Origin of the sequence: uncultured Acetatifactor sp. (assembly GCF_948601915.1) — a bacterium.
Taxonomy (GTDB): domain Bacteria; phylum Bacillota; class Clostridia; order Lachnospirales; family Lachnospiraceae; genus Acetatifactor.
In genome coordinates, this window is sequence record NZ_CAPDXS010000123.1 from 1 (window position 1) to 15,516 (window position 15,516).

20 protein-coding genes and 1 pseudogene are annotated in these 15,516 nt (G+C 53.8%); all 21 read left to right on the top strand.

Annotation, left to right across the window (positions count from 1 at the left end; all coding sequences use genetic code 11):
* Positions 1-235, top strand: a pseudogene (locus Q2B33_RS18125) (hypothetical protein); the annotation flags it as partial.
* Between the two features lie 11 nt (positions 236-246).
* Entirely contained in the window at positions 247-705 is a 459-nt protein-coding gene (locus Q2B33_RS18130; protein WP_300571309.1) for a hypothetical protein, read from the top strand.
* A gap of 206 nt (positions 706-911) precedes the next feature.
* Entirely contained in the window at positions 912-1,556 is a 645-nt protein-coding gene (cptIN, locus tag Q2B33_RS18135; RefSeq protein WP_300571307.1) for a type III toxin-antitoxin system CptIN family toxin, read from the top strand.
* A 146-nt stretch (positions 1,557-1,702) separates the two neighbouring features.
* Positions 1,703-3,187: a HEPN domain-containing protein gene (locus tag Q2B33_RS18140; protein WP_300571305.1), complete on the top strand. Its 1,485-nt coding sequence runs from the start codon at positions 1,703-1,705 to the stop codon at positions 3,185-3,187.
* Between the two features lie 79 nt (positions 3,188-3,266).
* Positions 3,267-3,962: a TIGR02391 family protein gene (locus tag Q2B33_RS18145; protein ID WP_300571303.1), complete on the top strand. Its 696-nt coding sequence runs from the start codon at positions 3,267-3,269 to the stop codon at positions 3,960-3,962.
* A gap of 176 nt (positions 3,963-4,138) precedes the next feature.
* Complete coding sequence (locus tag Q2B33_RS18150; RefSeq protein WP_300571301.1) at positions 4,139-4,417, top strand: hypothetical protein; 279 nt, start codon at positions 4,139-4,141, stop codon at positions 4,415-4,417.
* A 297-nt stretch (positions 4,418-4,714) separates the two neighbouring features.
* Complete coding sequence (locus Q2B33_RS18155) at positions 4,715-5,137, top strand: single-stranded DNA-binding protein (RefSeq protein ID WP_300571299.1); 423 nt, start codon at positions 4,715-4,717, stop codon at positions 5,135-5,137.
* Positions 5,138-5,251: 114 nt separating this feature from the next.
* Positions 5,252-6,139 carry a hypothetical protein gene (locus Q2B33_RS18160; protein ID WP_300571297.1) on the top strand — a complete coding sequence of 296 codons (888 nt, stop codon included), beginning with the start codon at positions 5,252-5,254 and terminating at the stop codon, positions 6,137-6,139.
* 39 nt (positions 6,140-6,178) lie between these two features.
* Positions 6,179-7,966: an AAA family ATPase gene (locus Q2B33_RS18165; protein ID WP_300571295.1), complete on the top strand. Its 1,788-nt coding sequence runs from the start codon at positions 6,179-6,181 to the stop codon at positions 7,964-7,966.
* Positions 7,967-7,980: 14 nt separating this feature from the next.
* On the top strand, positions 7,981-8,325 hold the full coding sequence (locus Q2B33_RS18170) for a helix-turn-helix domain-containing protein (protein WP_300571293.1): 345 nt from the start codon (positions 7,981-7,983) through the stop codon (positions 8,323-8,325).
* Entirely contained in the window at positions 8,261-9,487 is a 1,227-nt protein-coding gene (locus Q2B33_RS18175) for a hypothetical protein (protein WP_300571291.1), read from the top strand. Before Q2B33_RS18170 ends, Q2B33_RS18175 begins: the two co-directional genes overlap by 65 nt.
* Positions 9,488-9,550: 63 nt before the next feature.
* Positions 9,551-10,336, top strand: a complete 786-nt coding sequence (locus Q2B33_RS18180; protein ID WP_300815872.1) for a nitric oxide reductase activation protein NorD — start codon at positions 9,551-9,553, stop codon at positions 10,334-10,336.
* A gap of 20 nt (positions 10,337-10,356) precedes the next feature.
* On the top strand, positions 10,357-10,581 hold the full coding sequence (locus Q2B33_RS18185; protein WP_300571287.1) for a hypothetical protein: 225 nt from the start codon (positions 10,357-10,359) through the stop codon (positions 10,579-10,581).
* Entirely contained in the window at positions 10,578-11,234 is a 657-nt protein-coding gene (locus Q2B33_RS18190) for a hypothetical protein (RefSeq protein ID WP_300571285.1), read from the top strand. The genes Q2B33_RS18185 and Q2B33_RS18190 overlap by 4 nt, the downstream gene beginning before the upstream one ends.
* Positions 11,235-11,316: 82 nt before the next feature.
* Positions 11,317-11,859 (top strand): AbrB/MazE/SpoVT family DNA-binding domain-containing protein, encoded by a 543-nt coding sequence (locus Q2B33_RS18195; protein WP_300571283.1) that lies wholly within the window; start codon positions 11,317-11,319, stop codon positions 11,857-11,859.
* Positions 11,856-12,452, top strand: coding sequence for a sigma factor-like helix-turn-helix DNA-binding protein (locus Q2B33_RS18200; RefSeq protein WP_300571281.1), 597 nt, complete (start codon positions 11,856-11,858; stop codon positions 12,450-12,452). The genes Q2B33_RS18195 and Q2B33_RS18200 overlap by 4 nt, the downstream gene beginning before the upstream one ends.
* Before the next feature lie 60 nt (positions 12,453-12,512).
* Positions 12,513-13,610 (top strand): SAM-dependent methyltransferase, encoded by a 1,098-nt coding sequence (locus tag Q2B33_RS18205; protein ID WP_300571279.1) that lies wholly within the window; start codon positions 12,513-12,515, stop codon positions 13,608-13,610.
* A gap of 14 nt (positions 13,611-13,624) precedes the next feature.
* Positions 13,625-13,891, top strand: coding sequence for a hypothetical protein (locus Q2B33_RS18210; protein ID WP_300571277.1), 267 nt, complete (start codon positions 13,625-13,627; stop codon positions 13,889-13,891).
* A gap of 73 nt (positions 13,892-13,964) precedes the next feature.
* Positions 13,965-14,504: a hypothetical protein gene (locus Q2B33_RS18215; RefSeq protein WP_300571275.1), complete on the top strand. Its 540-nt coding sequence runs from the start codon at positions 13,965-13,967 to the stop codon at positions 14,502-14,504.
* A 59-nt stretch (positions 14,505-14,563) separates the two neighbouring features.
* Positions 14,564-15,142: a hypothetical protein gene (locus Q2B33_RS18220; protein ID WP_300816055.1), complete on the top strand. Its 579-nt coding sequence runs from the start codon at positions 14,564-14,566 to the stop codon at positions 15,140-15,142.
* Positions 15,139-15,516 (top strand): hypothetical protein (locus tag Q2B33_RS18225; protein ID WP_300822927.1); only part of this gene is annotated, 378 nt, incomplete at its 3' end. The genes Q2B33_RS18220 and Q2B33_RS18225, both read left to right, overlap by 4 nt.

Sequence of the window (15,516 nt, forward strand, 5' to 3'; positions counted from 1 at the left end):
CCTGGCACTGCTGCGCCATGAGATGCTGTCCACCGCGGAGCTGATCCAGTGCACGGAAAAGGGGAAGTCCCGCATCAGGGACAGCAGCGACCTGATGGACACCCTGTACCGGGAGGACGGCAGCGACTGCGAGGGCATCGTCACGGAGTGCCGCACCTCCGAGGCCAGGTTCCCCGTAATCGCCGCCGTCGCCAACCTGTACCTGAAGCAGCAGGTCACTTTCCAGATCCTGTAAGGAGGCCATTTATGGAACACATACCCAAACCACTGCTACGGCGGCTGGCCCTGACCCTTCTTGTCGGGGCTGGCTGTCTTTTTACCGGATCCGTCTTCTCCCTCCATGAAAGGGACGCTTCCTTCCTCATCCTGAGCATCCTGCTCTCTGCCGGCTCCGCTGCAAAAGCCACGCTGCTTGCCCTCCAGATCAAAAGAAGATCCTACTCCGTGCTGGAGGGCACCTGCACGGACGTCCGGCTGAAGCCCTTCAGGAACAGCTATGATATCGTCCTTACCGACCAGGATGGCAGCGAGCACCTGCTCCGGGTTGGGAAAGACCAGAAGATCCGTCCAGGCCTCTCCTACCGTTTCTATTTCAGGGCTCCAGACAGCATCCCGTCCGGGCAGAACCCGCTCTTAACCAAAGCGGCGCCGGCAAATAACCTGCTCGGTGTGGAGGAATTAAAACCGCAGGAAATAAAATATTGATGAACAAATTGACATATTCCTGCCTCTTTCGTATAATGATAATAGAGATAGAGAAATCTATCGAAAATATTGTCCGCTTACCGTTGGCGGCCTATAAATGACCGGTCCGAAAATATGGCTCGCCCACCGGAGGCGTCTAATAAATGTCCGGCCCGAAAATTCTCGGCCCTATCGCAAGGTAGGGCTGATTTTATAGGCGGTGGCGCATGCTTTACAAAGAAGGCTATGTATATCACATCAAAGACGAATATTTTGAAAAAGTAAATGACGATATGCTCATGCAGAACAAGGAGAACGGTACATACCGCCCGACTTTCTACTGCCTGAAGGATGCGAAGACCTCTCTGCTCTGGATGGTTCCCTTAAGCAGCCGGGTGGACAAGTTCAGGGCGATCCATGACAAACAGGTAAAAAAATATGGCAGATGCCTCACCATTGTCCTTGGAGAGTTTGACGGGAAAAACGCCGCTTTCCTCCTGCAGAACATGTTCCCTGTCACTGAACACTATCTGGACCACATACATACCAGGAACAACAATCCGGTCCCGGTAAAGCACTCCGTCCACAGCGAGATAAGCACGAACATGAAACGGCTGCGTCAGCTCCATGCAAGGGGCAGGAAAGTGGTATTCCCTGACATCACGCGCCTGGAAAAGATCATGCTTGCGGAGCTGAACGGCAGCGATGCCCTCCAGACTGACAGCGAAGCTTCCCCCAATCCATTTTATTCAGAACCGAACATGAAGCAGCTGGAGAAAGCGGCCCGGCAGATAGCCGATGGCCAGACCGTCACAAAAACCATGGAGGAGCTGGAGGACATGGAACGTGAAGCAACGCAAGGCATCAAATAACAAAACAGTGCAAATATCCCATTCATTTATCTTTCAGACTAAACAATAAGGCAGGACAAAAATATGATATTATTTTTTGTAGTGTAAGCAGAAGTCTGATGATATAATATATTTTGGAAATTTTATGCAAAGGAGTGATTGATTGAATGGCAGTTACTGATGAACAGGCAGTAAAACTTTTTAATGAATTTGTAGAAGTATGTATCATGGTTATTAAGGATGCTCATGTATTTATTGGGACGCATGATTTGAAAAGAAGTCCATTACTCATGGACAAGTACCCAGCATTAGACAATGCTTACTTTTTCGATGAAAAATATTTTGATGAAGAGTATAGAGAAAAAATACCTTTTTTAAAATATAAAATTCCTAAGTATGAAATGAAATCGTATCCAGAAGATAAGAAGTATTATCCATCAATATTTGAGGGGTATAGAACTGAATATATTGATCTTAAAAAATATGAAAAAATAAATGATATAAGGCAGTGGATTAATTCTGAACCAGAAATGTTAAGATTATTCACGGATAAAGCAGAATTGTCTGATTACATAATTCGTGGGATTGTAAGTGATATAGTTGAAAGATATCTATTTATTACAAATGCAACGGAAATCATTCCAGATGATATGGAGGAACTGATTAAGCCATATGTTGCAGAAAGACTTTTGTTTTATTTAGAAGAGACTTTGTATTTTGATATTGGAATTCCGATTTGTTTAGCTACGTTTGCTAAAGATGCAATAAAAATTGATGAGAATGTAGAAATAATACGAATTCCGGAGCAGTTGCAAAAAGCTAGACAAATAATATGTAAATATGAAGTAGCTAAAGAAGATTGGATTGCTGCTTGTGCAACACATATGATTGTTCTTCATAATTATAATTATAAAAAGGATGGGGACTATTCTTTTGATTCCATTATGCAAGATTACACATGCTATCCTTTAGAAAAGATTGATGAAATATTTGGAATGATTAGAGTTGCTACTGGATATCACATTGGTTATGAGCATATTTTTTGTATACCCAAAGATTGGATATATGAAACTATTGCAGATTTGAATGCAATATATGGAGCTAAATCCCATTTTGTAAATCCGAAATTTGTTAAAATGAATTGGGTGAATCTTCCCGTATCTTTTGTAACAGAAGCACAATGTGATGAAATAGCATCATTATATGAATCGTATAAAAATAATGTAAAGAAACTTAAATTTCCGATTATGAGATTTAATAGGTGTATGTTGCGCGATGAAGTCGATGATATGACTACTGATGCGTGCATTGGATTAGAATCTTTACTAGCTGGAAGTACACATACAGAGATCACAAATGCAATAGCAAGTCGCATACCTCTGGTATTCTCAAAGGTAGGTAATCCTGAATATTTGGCAACAAATGGAAGAGGGTATATGAAAAAGATATATAATTTGCGTTCGAGAATTGTTCATGGAGACGAATTAAAGGATAAGGACATTTATATAGGTAGTGGCGAAAATAGAATATATATTCCTAAAATGGCAGTTGATTTTCTGCGGTTAACATTGTTATTTATGATTAAGAATCCAACATATTTAAAAGTTGAAGAGATAGACGCCTATATAGACTCGTTAGTTTTAAATTCTTAGTAGTAATAGGAGCGGTGAGGTACTACGAGTGCGCAAGTAAAAATATAAAGTGTTAAAAGAGAATAAACAGGAGACTAAAATGATGAAAATTGCATATGAGAATGAACTTAGAAATTTGCAAAGTTGGATAAATAATGTAAATATGGGATTAGCTTCTGTTGGAACGGTAACAACTGATTTAGCTTCAGCAAATAATACTTGTTATCAGATTAATACTATTGCAGAAGAGATTGTAAAGGAGTATCCTTTTTATGCGAGAGCGTTAAAGAATATTTCTACAAATCTTTTCAAAAGTTCTGCATATGGTACAGTTACAGTAAATAACGCAGCCTTTGGTGAGCTGTATATTATTATTGGTCATATCGTAGAAGAACCTGTTGATGTAGCTGTTTGGCATGAGATTCATCCTCATATTGTAGCAATTTCACAAGAATTATTTTGTGATGGATATTATGATTCAGCAGCAGAAAAGGCAATCAAAGAGGTTGAAACAAGATTAAGGGAACTTTTTCAATTGTTAAAACCAGGTGTCACGGTGCCGACAAAAGTTGGTGATATTATAGGTGCATTGCTTACAGAAAATGGGGCGTACCATTTTGCTGATTTATCTACAGCAAGTGGGAAGGATTACCGTAGAGGTATACAATCTATATTTGAAGGAACTTTTGCAGCATATAGAAATCCGTCCGCTCATGAAAATCTTTCATGCACAAAGAGAGAGGCGATGGAGCAGATTATGCTTGCAAGCCAGTTAATGTATGTGCTGGATAAATAATGACGGTACTGGTGGGGGCAGAATAGGCAATTCTATATTGGACAGATTTCATTCATGACCACTTTAGCGAAGCCCTCTCCGGATTCGAGCCATATTATAATAAAGCTTTTCTCAACATACTCCTAAAAGCAATAGAGGAAAAGATGTATGGCTCTGGCAGGATGCCCATCGTATCTATGTCGCTTGTGACGAAACTATGTGAAAAGGAACTCCTGAATTATTTTGAAGAGAAAGACGTACCCATGCTCCACATCATTCTTGAAGCGACAAGGGAAACTATCATATCCCGTATAGAAAATGACCCAATCCGGGGCAAGGACGCACAGACACAGCAGATACCTAAAATACCATGGCAGATGCAGTATCTGGAAGCAGAGTATCCCGATGCTGTAAGAATCAACACTGAAAATAAGGACCTGGACGAAATAGCTGCGGAAATAGTTGCCCTACTGTAAATCAGTGGGCTAATATCTGCACTGTCTGCCCACCAAAGATGCCCTTTTATATGACAATTTTTATGCAGGACGCAAAACACAAAATCTTGTATCCAAACATTTGACATATGCCATATATTGTGCTAAGATATTCCTGTAATTGATTTTTGTGCTTCCCATCGGGATATGCCATGCGCATACACGCACACGCTGTTTATGATTGAAATGAGTGTCAGAAAAACCATGCCAGTAAGTGGCAGTTTTTTGGCACTTTTTTTAATGCCACCAAAAATCTTCACCAAGAAAGGAGAATGCATCATGTTTACACCAATCACACTCACAGGCAGGGTCACAGCAGACCTGGAGCTCCAGACAAGCCAGAACAGGACGGAATACGTCCAGTTCAACGTGGCAGTCAACAAGGGCTACGGGGAGCAGGAGCACGCCAACTTCTACCAGTGCGTCCTGTTCGGGAAAGCGGCGGAAAGGATCGTCAACGCCGGTGCCAGGAAGGGCAGCCTGCTCTTCATCACGGGCGACCTCGACATCGTGGAATTCACCCGCAAGGACGGCACAAAAGGCCTGATCCCCAAGATCACCGTGTACGAATGGAGCTATGTCCCCGGCGGGAAACGCACGGAAAGCAGCAATGCCAATGCAGGCAGCGGCGCACCCGCCAGTGCAGACAACGGCTTCATGAACGTGGAGGACTGTGGAGAGAATGGACTGCCGTTCAACTGATGCCTTTGGCACGGCTGGCGGCACAGGAGGAATTGCACCAGGGAAACGAATCCCGGTGTAGTTCCTCCTTTTTTTATTTCAAGCTTTTAAAGCAGAAAGGACTGAGAAGACCAAATGAGAAAGAATGTATTCACCCGCAGCATCAAAATCCTGATCATCACCCTGCTCCTCCTGGCCGCCTTTTTCCAGAAGGAGCACTCCCAGAAGCTGATGGCGCTTGCCATTATCCTCTGGATTGTCGTGACCGCCGGAATGTTCCTTCTCCGGAAGGCAGGAAAACCGGCAAGGAAACGCGGCACCCGCCCTACCCGTCCTATCCGCATAAGGCGGACAGCCAGGACAAGGGCGCCTGCAGAAAGAACGGCATGGGAGGAACCGGAAACCGAACCGTCCTCCCCTGCAAAGCCTGCCCCTGACAGCATGGAGGCAGAGACCATGCTGCTCCATATCTCACTGCGGATCACGGAGAAGCTCAAGTCTGCCTACCCCCAGTCCATCTGGCAGTGGAAGGACGCACCCTCCCTACAGCACATCCTGGCAGGCGGAACCGTGCGCATCCTGGTGGAGAACATGGACGCCTACACCCATGCGGACATCTCCTTCGACCGCTTCGGGCGCATCCATGTGGAGCCCATGACCATCGGCAGCTTTGCGGATCCTTCCGGAAACAGTTCCGGGACCGCAGCAGGAACAAACGGTGCTGATGCCGCAGAAGAGATGCCAGCAGAGCCACCCGTGGTGGACGTAAGGGTATGGTACGAACTGGTAGGCCAGAAGGTGCTGGAGTCCCTGATCACAGACCTGAACGCCAACGGCCATACCAGACTCACCATCAAGGAGAACGGGGACGTCGTCGTCAACAGGCAGAAAAAGGAGATGCTGAAGGGCACCTTGGACTCCTTCCCGGCGAAAGGCTGCTGGGACGAGCTGGTGGTGCTGCTGGCAGAGGACGAACTGAAAGGAAAGATCACGGGGAACACCCTGCAGGTCTCATGGATCTAGGAGATTCCCACAAAACCTAAAAGAAAGGAAGAACGAACCATGGCAAAGACGCCTTTATTCAACAACTGGACCTGGAAGCTCAGCATGCCTGAGCCTTTCGACAAGCTCGCATCCAACATAAGCACCGCCCACTACTCCACCTACTGCACGGTGGCAACCAAAAAGGCCACGCTGCACGCCCCTCTCCTCTCGGCAGTCCTCGCCTACATGGAGATGGACACCAGCCTGACGCCGGGCAGCACCTCTGAAAGCGCCATCGGCACCCAGGGGGAGAAGACCGTGGCGGAATACCAGAGCCGCACCGGGGAGATCCATGTGGTGGTGTTCAACAGGAAGAACGGCAAGTTCAACGTGGGCCGGTACGAGGACCCTGCCGCCTCCCCGAAGGTCTATTCCCTGAAGGACGGCGGGAACACCGGCACGGCGCTGTTCTTCGCCCTGATCCCGGAGGCCATGAAGGACGACGAGTTCCGGGAGAGCTATGAACTGCTGGGAAAATGCAGGGACGACGGCTACGCGGACATGGACGAGGCGGAGAAGGCGGCCTTCGTCCTGTGCGACAACCTCTACCGCAGGATTGAAAGCGCGGACACCCTCCCCGCAGCGGGGATCAGGCTGAGCCTCCCCACCACGGGGAACATGCCCCAGCTCACCGCCGTCAACATGTCCAGGAACACCTATTCCCCCAGCAGCGTGCTCTACGGCACCTTCCGCATCCTTACGGGAGCTGCCGCCCATGCCGCTGCCGGTCCTGTGGACAGGGACGGCTTCGTAAAGAGCTATCCCCTGTCAGACCGGACCCTCACGCCGAAGGAAGAGCTCATGGTGCCCCGGATCGAGGACTGGTACGTCATCCCGCCGGAGGTCACCACCATCTGCAGGCACGCACAGATGACCACGGCCGGCAGCCAGCCCATGCGCAACTTCATGATGCGCGGCCCTGCCGGGACGGGAAAGACCGAAGGCGCGAAAGCAGTGGCCGCAGGGCTGGGACTTCCCTACCTGTACTACACCTGCTCCGCCAATACAGAAATATACGACTTCCTGGGGCAGATGCTCCCGGAAACGGATGAAAAGCCGCAGGACGGCAGGGACTATCCCACCCTGACGGACATCCAGATGGACCCGCCGTCCGCCTACAAGAAGCTGACGGGAACCTACGATGAAACAGTCACGGACGCGGAGGTCTACGACAAGCTGCTGGAAGTGATGGCACAGGACGCAAAGGCCCTGATGGCGGACAACGCTTCCGGGCAGCGGTTCCGCTACGTGGAGACGCCCCTGATCACGGCGATCAGGAACGGCTATGTGATAGAGATACAGGAGCCCACGGTCATAGCGAACCCCGGCGTGCTGGTAGGCCTGAACGCCCTCCTGGACCGATGCGCCAGCGTCACGCTGACCACGGGCGAGGTGGTGCACAGGCATCCGGACACCGTGGTGATCGTGACCACGAACAACAACTATGCGGGCTGCCGGGACATGAACCAGTCCGTCATCTCCAGGATGAACTTGATCATGGACATCGAGGAGCCGGACGTGGACACACTGACGGAGCGCGTGATGAAGGTGACCGGGTGCGCGGACAGGTCGGCCGTCTCGGACATGGCCGCCTCCGTGCAGGAGATCAGCGAGCGCTGCCGGGAGACCATGATCAGCGACGGGAGCTGCGGCGTGCGGGAGCTCATCAGCTGGGTGCAGTCCTACATGGTCTGCGGGAGCGTGCTGGAAGCCGCAAAATACACGGTGCTCTCCTCCGTATCGGGGGACCCGGAAAACCGCGCCGACATCCTCTCCTCCTGTCTGGAGCAGAAGTTCGCGGCATAGGGAGGGACACGCCCATGGATTACCAGAAAGAACAGCAGCTGAAGCGCCGGCTGGCAGGGAACCTGAGACGCCTGCGCATGTCGCGCAGCCCCTGCCTCTCCCAGAAGACGCTGGCAAGAAAGCTGGGAGTCACCCAGAAGAGCATCTCCCGGTACGAGAACGCCCTGTGCCTGCCGCCCGCCCATGTGCTGGTGGCGCTGGCAGAAGAATTCGGGCTGGCCACGGACGCGCTCTTCCTGGAACGGCTCCCACTAAAGAATCCAAATAATAAGAGGAAAGAAGGGACGAGAACAAATGAGGACATCACACACAGCGATCCGCAGGAGGATCGCAGACGAGAAAGGGAAGCTGACGGATGAGCAGCTCTTCGCCTCCCCGCAGTTCGCGGCATACCTGACGGACATCGCGGAGGCGGCCACCGGGCGCTACCGCAGGAAGAGCAGCGTGAAGACCTACTGGGACGCGCTCCCCAATGCGGACATCGCCCACACGGACAGCCGCACCATCACCGTAAACGCGGGCAACTTCCTGACCAGGAGCTTCCCCACAAGGAGCCTCAGGGCGGACAGCCTGTTAGGGATCGTGGGGCATGAGTGCGGGCACATCCTGTTTTCCGACTTCACCATGCTGGAGACCTACCACCAGGCGCTGTCCGGCGGCAGGTTTTACCCCCGGGAGCCGGAGGGCCTGTCCCCGAAGCAGGAGCGGAGCCTGAATGAGATCAGGGAATTCCTTGAGGAAAAGGACGAGGCAGTAACAAAAGCGCTCTGCAACATCGCGCACTCCCTGGTGAACATGATGGAGGACGTGTATATCGAAGGCCGCATGTGCGACGCCTTCCCCGGCGGACTGAAGACGGGCATCCTGCTCAACGGCCTGCGCTTTGCGGAGGAGATGGCTTCCGTCACGGAGGAGATAGAGAAGCAGCACCATGAGGTGGCCATCGTGGCGAACCTGCTGATCCAGTACGCGAAGACCGGTGACATCAACAACCTGGATGGCTACAAGGGACCGTACCTGAATACCGTCTATGAGTGCATCCCCTATATAGACGATGCAGCCTATGACGACGATGCCAGGGCGCGCTTCGATGCCGCCAACAAGATGCTCCTCCTGCTGTGGCCATATATGGAGAGCTACATCAAGCAGGTACGGGAGGACATCAAGAATGGCACAGACAAGGCAGCGGCGGAGCTGGGCGGGCAGCTTGCACGCACCGCACCGCTGCCGGGCAGGACGGGGACGCCAATCCCCGGAAGGAAAGGACGGCACGGCTCCGGAGACGACGAGGACGACCGGAGCCAGCTCCAGCAGGTCCTGGACTACGAGGCCGGGCGGCTGGAGCTGGAAAAAACCGACGAAATCGGGGAGGACGGCGACGGCGGCACCAGCCACACCAATGACTATGCCGGCTCCGGCTATGTGTCGCAGGCGGCCGAGGACATGGAGCGCATCATGGCGCAGCTTGCGGAGGAGGCCGCCTACGCCTCCTATGAGCAGGAGCTCTCCGAGGAGCTGTAGGCGGAATCGGAGCGGATCCGTTACGGCAACGCCCACCGGGGCGTACACGTCAACGTCAACCGCATGTCCTATGTGGCCCCGGCATACATGGAGGCCTACCGGAAGGTGGCCCCGCCGCTGCTCCTGATCTCCAGACGGCTCCAGAAGCAGGTGTCGCAGATACTCAAGGACTACAAGGAAGGCGGGAAGCTGGACAACCTCCCCCTGGGGAAGCGGATCAGCGTGCGCAACGCGGTCCGCAACGACGGGAAGCTGTTCTACAAGCTGAAGCTCCCCAACGACCGGACGGACATCGCCGTGGCCATCCTGGTTGACGAGAGCGGCTCCATGAGCTCCGCCGACAGGATTACCCATGCCCGGTCAGCCTCCATCATCCTCCATGACTTCTGCAAGGGGCTGGACATCCCGGTGGCCATCTACGGCCATACGGAATACGACGGCGTGGAGCTCTACGCCTATGCGGAGTTCGACTCCATCGACAACAAGGACCAGTACCGCATGATGGACATGAGCGCCAGGAGCGGGAACCGTGACGGGGCAGCCCTGCGCTATGTGGCGGAGCGCCTGATGACCAGGCCGGAGGCCATAAGGCTCCTGATCGTCATCTCCGACGGGCAGCCTGCTGCAGACAACTATTACGGCACAGAGGCGGAGGCAGACCTGCGGGGCATCAAGAAGGAATATTCCGCCAAAGGGATAGAGATGTTCGCCGCGGCCATCGGCAGCGACAAGCCCAACATCCAGCGGATCTACAGGGACGGCTTCCTCGACATCACGGACCTGGAGAAGCTCCCCGTGAACCTGGGCAGGCTCGTCATCCAGAAGGTGAAGAACCTGTACGCCGCGTGAGAAAGGAGGGGAACACGGAAATGAACCACATGGATAAGGTCTGCCGCCTGTCAGGGCTGGAGCTGACCGAGGAGTTCAGCATCCTGAAGAAACGGCCCGACATACGGCTGACAGTCAGGAACCCCTATTATTTCACGGACGAGGGGATGACGGACGGCTCCGGGAGGCTGGACAACACCCTGCTGGCAGACCTGATAACCGGCACCCTTGTCATAAAAAAATCAGAAAGGAAGGCATCAGAATGAACACGAATGAAGACTACATCTCCAACCAGATCGCCGTCTACAAGAACAGCAGGACCCTGCTGGAGTTCCAGGACAAGCTGAGGGTCGCGCCCATCGCCTCCTACGCCCACATCCACGCGGGCGGGGAGACGGATCCGGACGGGAGGCGGACGCACTCCCTGATCGGCATCCTGATGAAGGACTATTCCAAAGGCACCGGGGATAAGGCCGTCACCGTATGCGCCAACATCTCCCCAAAGGAGGCGAAGTTCATCTTAAGCCGCCTGACTGCCGGGTTCCAGGAATATTCCTTCCAACAGGAGAAGATCTTTGGCGATAAGGATGAGAAAGGCTATGCCAAAGTCTCAAAGGTGCGGATCATCCGCGCCACCATGGACGGCAAGGGCGCGGAGCGCAAGCTCCCCTGGTACGTGGAGGTGGAGAACGGCAGGGGCATCCCGCTGCAGAACGCCAACGGCGGGACATACATGAAGCCCGGCTCCTTCGTCAGCACGGGAAAGGTATATGCCAGCTTAAGCGACCTGGACCTCTTTGGCCTCCTAAGCAGCGTATCCTCCTATATCGACTGCTGGGAGCACGCCATCGCCCCGTCGCTCATCACCAAGGCAAAGAATGCCGTGGCGGCACGGCAGGCAGCCCGGAACGCCGCATAGCACGGGAAGGGAACAGATACACCATGTCTAAGAAGGGAATGCCCGCTGCGGCGTTCCCTTTTTACGAAAGGAGACCACACGAATGAAAGAGACAGCAATCTCAGGCATCATCCGCAGGTTCGATGACCTGGGCAGGATCGTGGTGCCGCGGGAGATCCGCAGGCTCCTCCAGCTCCGCGAGGGGGATGCCATGGAGATCAGCGTGGCCGAGAACAGCATCCACCTGAACAAGTACCAGCCGCTGCGCTTCCGGGAGGGAGTGTGCGGGCCGTGCCTTACGGCCTTCTGCAGGAGCTTCCGGCTCGCCTGCGCCATATGCGACACGGAGCATGTCCTTGCCTCCAGGGTGGCCACCATCCCGAGGGGGCCCATGCTCTCGCAGCCCGCAAGGGACCATATCCAGGCGCTGGAGCCATACCTCTACAGCCCCGACTGCCCGCTGCCCCTGCTGGAGGACGGCAGCCACCCGGTAGACACGCTCTGGCCGATAGGCACAAAAGGACACCCCATGGGGGCCGTGGTGCTGCCGCACTACCGCACCGTCATAGACACGGAGCGCATGTGCGTCAGGCTGATCGCAGACATCTTGACAGAGACCATCATACAGGAGGAGAAAGACATATGAGCAGACTACACGAACTGACACATTTACAGAAAAAATTTGCGGAGGAGAACCTGGAAACCGTATTCCATTTCTTAAGCCAGAAAGGGCTTCCTGCTGAGGACTATTATGACATCGTTATCTTCGGTTACCTCCAGGCGGTGCAGGAATATGACGAGGATCCGGCCCTGTCCCGCCTCCAGTTCAGCACAGTCGCGATGGACATCGTGAGAAGAATTTCTAAGCTGACAAAGGACGTCAGCCAAGAAATTCTATGTCTCACGAGAATGGGCGACTGCCTGAACAGACATTACGCCTACGAGAACAGGCCGAAGCGCAAGGCGCCTACGGTCAGTACCAATACCTATACAAGGGACGGGCTGACACTGGACGAGATCCTGCCTGACCGCCGGAAAGACCTGCAGGACCAGGCCGCAGACCGGCTCCTGGCCATGGAGATACTCTCCTGCCTGACAGAGACGGAACGGCAGATGGTGCACCTGAAGGCAGACGGGCTGACCAGCAGGGAGATCGCAGAAATATTTTCCACCACTGTACGCAGCATCGATGGGCGGTTCCACCGCATGAGGGTGCGCCTTATGGGAATGGATTTTTAAGGGAAAGGAGGCACAGCCACATGAATGGAAGCTGCATATCAGGAAACAGGAGGCGGCGCGATGAATGAAGAGATGATCAGGCGTGCCGCCGCCATCCTGGAGCGTGAATTCGGCCAGGACTGGCAGGGCATCGCACAGGAGCTGGGGACGGAGAACCTGCGCAGGCGCAAGCCCCCGCCTGCGGGGGCTTTTGGCAAAGAGCTGACCTCCTTCATGGCGTTCCCGGAACGCGGGAGCGGCGGGGACAGCCAGTGGCGGGGCAACTGCTCCCCGGAGGTGGTGTCCTCCATCCTCCGCTATGTCCTGGATGCCAAGCGCTACTATGGGAAGGACACCTCGCAGTTCACCCTCCTGGACCCCATGTCCGGCTCCGGCACCAGCAAGGCCGCCGCAGACAGGAGCGGCGTAAGGTCCATCCTCTATGACCTGAACCCCGCACCGGCCCATGGGAAAGGCGGGTGGAACGCACTGAAGGACGACGTGGAGGATTCGGCGGACCTGGTGTTCTTCCATGAGAGCGCCTGCGCTCTCATTTCGCCTTACCACAACATCATCCAGTATTCCGGGAACATGTGGGGGAAGCCCCACCCGGATGACCTGTCCCGGTGCGAGGACTACAATGACTTTCTGGAGAAGCTGAACCTCTGCATCCGGAAGCTCTACATGGCGCTGCGGAAGGACGGCCGACTGGCTGTCCTGGTGGGCGACATCCGGATGCAGGGACGGTTCTATTCCATCCAGAACGACATGATGCGGATGGGGGATTTTGAATCCTTCCTGGTCAAGGGGCAGTTCAACTGCGTCTCCGACAAGCGCAGGTACCAGAAGCCCTTCATCCCCATCGTGACGGAATACCTGCTCCTGCTGCATAAGAAGGACGCCCTGCTGGTGCCCTTCCATTTCGCGAAGGACAGCACCTTCTCCGTGGCGGACACCGACCTGACCGCCCTGACCTGGCACCACCTGATCCGCATGACGCTTGAGAGCGCAGGCGGCAGGATGGCGCTGGCGGAGCTCTACGTCAGGCTACAGGGGCATCCAAAAGCAAAAAAGAACGGACATTTCCGGGAGCGCATCCGCGCGACCATCTATGAACACAAAGACCAGTACACAGTCTGCGGGGACGGCGTATACCGCCTGAACTACCAGGTAGCATAAAGGAGGAGAACGATATGTTTACAATTTTAAGGAACAGGAACCATGAGCAGAACCAGCCACTGGCACACAAGCGCGAAATCTCCGTGACCGGCGCACTGACAGAGGTGCTGCGGCCAGGGATCCCCGCCATGTACCTGTACCAGGGGAACCTGATCCGCACTTCCACCGTGCAGGCCATCCTGGAGGCTTCCGCCAGCCATGTGCGGTTCGAGACGCTGAACAGCATCTACACCATCTGCTACAACAACCAGCCCGGGGACACCTTCGGCATAACAGCCTGATCCCCGCAATGCACAGAGATACCCGGGGCCGCCTGCAATATGTGGCGGCCCCCTTTTGGAAGGATGACACGCCATGAACGGAACGTGGGAAAAGGAAGCCGCCAGGCTCAGAGAGGAACTGGCCGGGCTCCTGTCCACCCTGAAGCACAACCGGGAGAATGTCCCCCTTGACGTGCTGAGGACAAAGTACAAAAAAGGCTATGACGCATTGTGCGCCAGCATCAGCCGCTGTGCATCGGACTATGCAAAACGGGCTGCGCTCCATGGCATCCGCATCCACAGGGACTGCATCGACGAGGCTGTCCCCATCATCAATGGGGCCATTGCCGAATCCGGCATCCTAAGGCAGCTCTCAGCCGCAGCCTTCCGCCACCAGGACATAGCGGAATTCGATTCCCTTACCGGGGCGCTGCGGGAGAAGCTCCTGGCTGAACTGGAGCCTTTCTATATGAGGCACCTGGGGCTGTATATCACACAGGAATGCCTGGAGGATCCGGATGCGGCGCCGCTCCTCTACTGCACGGCGAACCACTGCATCTGGCAGGATGGAAAGTGGATTCCACTGGAACTTTACGAAGCTGCTCCTGCATGCCTGCAGGAAAAAAGCGCATAACCGCCAAAACAAAATACAAAAAGGAGAAAGAGATGAAAGAACTTCAGATTGAACGAAACATGGGTGACAGAAAGACAACAATAACGCTCACAGATGATGAGCTGGAAAAAGCCTACCGCATCATGGAGCGGCGCTATCTGGATGAGGATTTCGCCAATGCCCTTGCGGATGCCGTACAGAATCCGGGTACCAGGTTCCATTCCGGGCACCTGGAGGAATTCCCGGAACTGTCAGAGCTGCTCTGCGCATACTTTGATGCCATCTATGATGCCAACCTGAGCCACAATGACCTGCTGGAGCTTGCGCTGAACCACCTGCATGACGCATCCCTGGAACCACAGTTTTTCTCATCCCTCTCCCTGGCTGCTCCTGTAGCCTGCATGGGGATTGAAAAACATATTGCAGAATGTGCGCAGAGCTGCGGCAGGTACCACCGCTGCAGCAACATTGCGGAAGCAAATTACAGAAGCAGGCAGCGGGAAACACTGGCTTCCATGCTGGCCATGCACCAAAACGGAAGCTGCACCTGCAATAAGGAAGACGGCGACGGGGAATGCCCTGCGGCAAAATATTTAAAGGGCACATGGGATATCAGCGCATTCTTCCATCTGGAAGACAGGAAGGCGGCTGCCGAATGAAGGACCTTGAAAAGATAAAAGAGCATATCACTGCAATCATCCGGAAAGAAGAAAGGAAGACCCAGTCTGAAATGGAGGAATTATCCCGAAAGCAGCACGACAGCATGGGCCTTTACGGCGTCGGCGGCCCTTACCAGCGTTATGAGCGGGCCATCAGCCGCAGGCAGGACCATCTGTCCCAGCTGGAGGCCCTGCGGAAGGCACAATGCGCCGTGACCATCCTGGAAACATTGCGGCTATATGGATACTACTGCCCTTCCTGCGGTGAACGGATCTACCTGCAGGGGAGGGATCCTGAAACCCTGGGATGTCCCATCTACAGCCGCAGGATATACCGGGACGGCTTCTATACAGAATGGAGCGTACAGAAGGAC

Bases quoted from the DNA above. Each gene is read 5' to 3' on its own strand.
- Q2B33_RS18130 (WP_300571309.1), top strand. From the start codon at position 247: ATGGAACACATACCCAAACCACTGCTACGGCGGCTGGCCCTGACCCTT.
- cptIN (WP_300571307.1), top strand. From the start codon at position 912: ATGCTTTACAAAGAAGGCTATGTATATCACATCAAAGACGAATATTTT.
- Q2B33_RS18140 (WP_300571305.1), top strand. From the start codon at position 1,703: ATGGCAGTTACTGATGAACAGGCAGTAAAACTTTTTAATGAATTTGTA.
- Q2B33_RS18145 (WP_300571303.1), top strand. From the start codon at position 3,267: ATGATGAAAATTGCATATGAGAATGAACTTAGAAATTTGCAAAGTTGG.
- Q2B33_RS18150 (WP_300571301.1), top strand. From the start codon at position 4,139: ATGTCGCTTGTGACGAAACTATGTGAAAAGGAACTCCTGAATTATTTT.
- Q2B33_RS18155 (WP_300571299.1), top strand. From the start codon at position 4,715: ATGTTTACACCAATCACACTCACAGGCAGGGTCACAGCAGACCTGGAG.
- Q2B33_RS18160 (WP_300571297.1), top strand. From the start codon at position 5,252: ATGAGAAAGAATGTATTCACCCGCAGCATCAAAATCCTGATCATCACC.
- Q2B33_RS18165 (WP_300571295.1), top strand. From the start codon at position 6,179: ATGGCAAAGACGCCTTTATTCAACAACTGGACCTGGAAGCTCAGCATG.
- Q2B33_RS18170 (WP_300571293.1), top strand. From the start codon at position 7,981: ATGGATTACCAGAAAGAACAGCAGCTGAAGCGCCGGCTGGCAGGGAAC.
- Q2B33_RS18175 (WP_300571291.1), top strand. From the start codon at position 8,261: ATGAGGACATCACACACAGCGATCCGCAGGAGGATCGCAGACGAGAAA.
- Q2B33_RS18180 (WP_300815872.1), top strand. From the start codon at position 9,551: ATGTCCTATGTGGCCCCGGCATACATGGAGGCCTACCGGAAGGTGGCC.
- Q2B33_RS18185 (WP_300571287.1), top strand. From the start codon at position 10,357: ATGAACCACATGGATAAGGTCTGCCGCCTGTCAGGGCTGGAGCTGACC.
- Q2B33_RS18190 (WP_300571285.1), top strand. From the start codon at position 10,578: ATGAACACGAATGAAGACTACATCTCCAACCAGATCGCCGTCTACAAG.
- Q2B33_RS18195 (WP_300571283.1), top strand. From the start codon at position 11,317: ATGAAAGAGACAGCAATCTCAGGCATCATCCGCAGGTTCGATGACCTG.
- Q2B33_RS18200 (WP_300571281.1), top strand. From the start codon at position 11,856: ATGAGCAGACTACACGAACTGACACATTTACAGAAAAAATTTGCGGAG.
- Q2B33_RS18205 (WP_300571279.1), top strand. From the start codon at position 12,513: ATGAATGAAGAGATGATCAGGCGTGCCGCCGCCATCCTGGAGCGTGAA.
- Q2B33_RS18210 (WP_300571277.1), top strand. From the start codon at position 13,625: ATGTTTACAATTTTAAGGAACAGGAACCATGAGCAGAACCAGCCACTG.
- Q2B33_RS18215 (WP_300571275.1), top strand. From the start codon at position 13,965: ATGAACGGAACGTGGGAAAAGGAAGCCGCCAGGCTCAGAGAGGAACTG.
- Q2B33_RS18220 (WP_300816055.1), top strand. From the start codon at position 14,564: ATGGGTGACAGAAAGACAACAATAACGCTCACAGATGATGAGCTGGAA.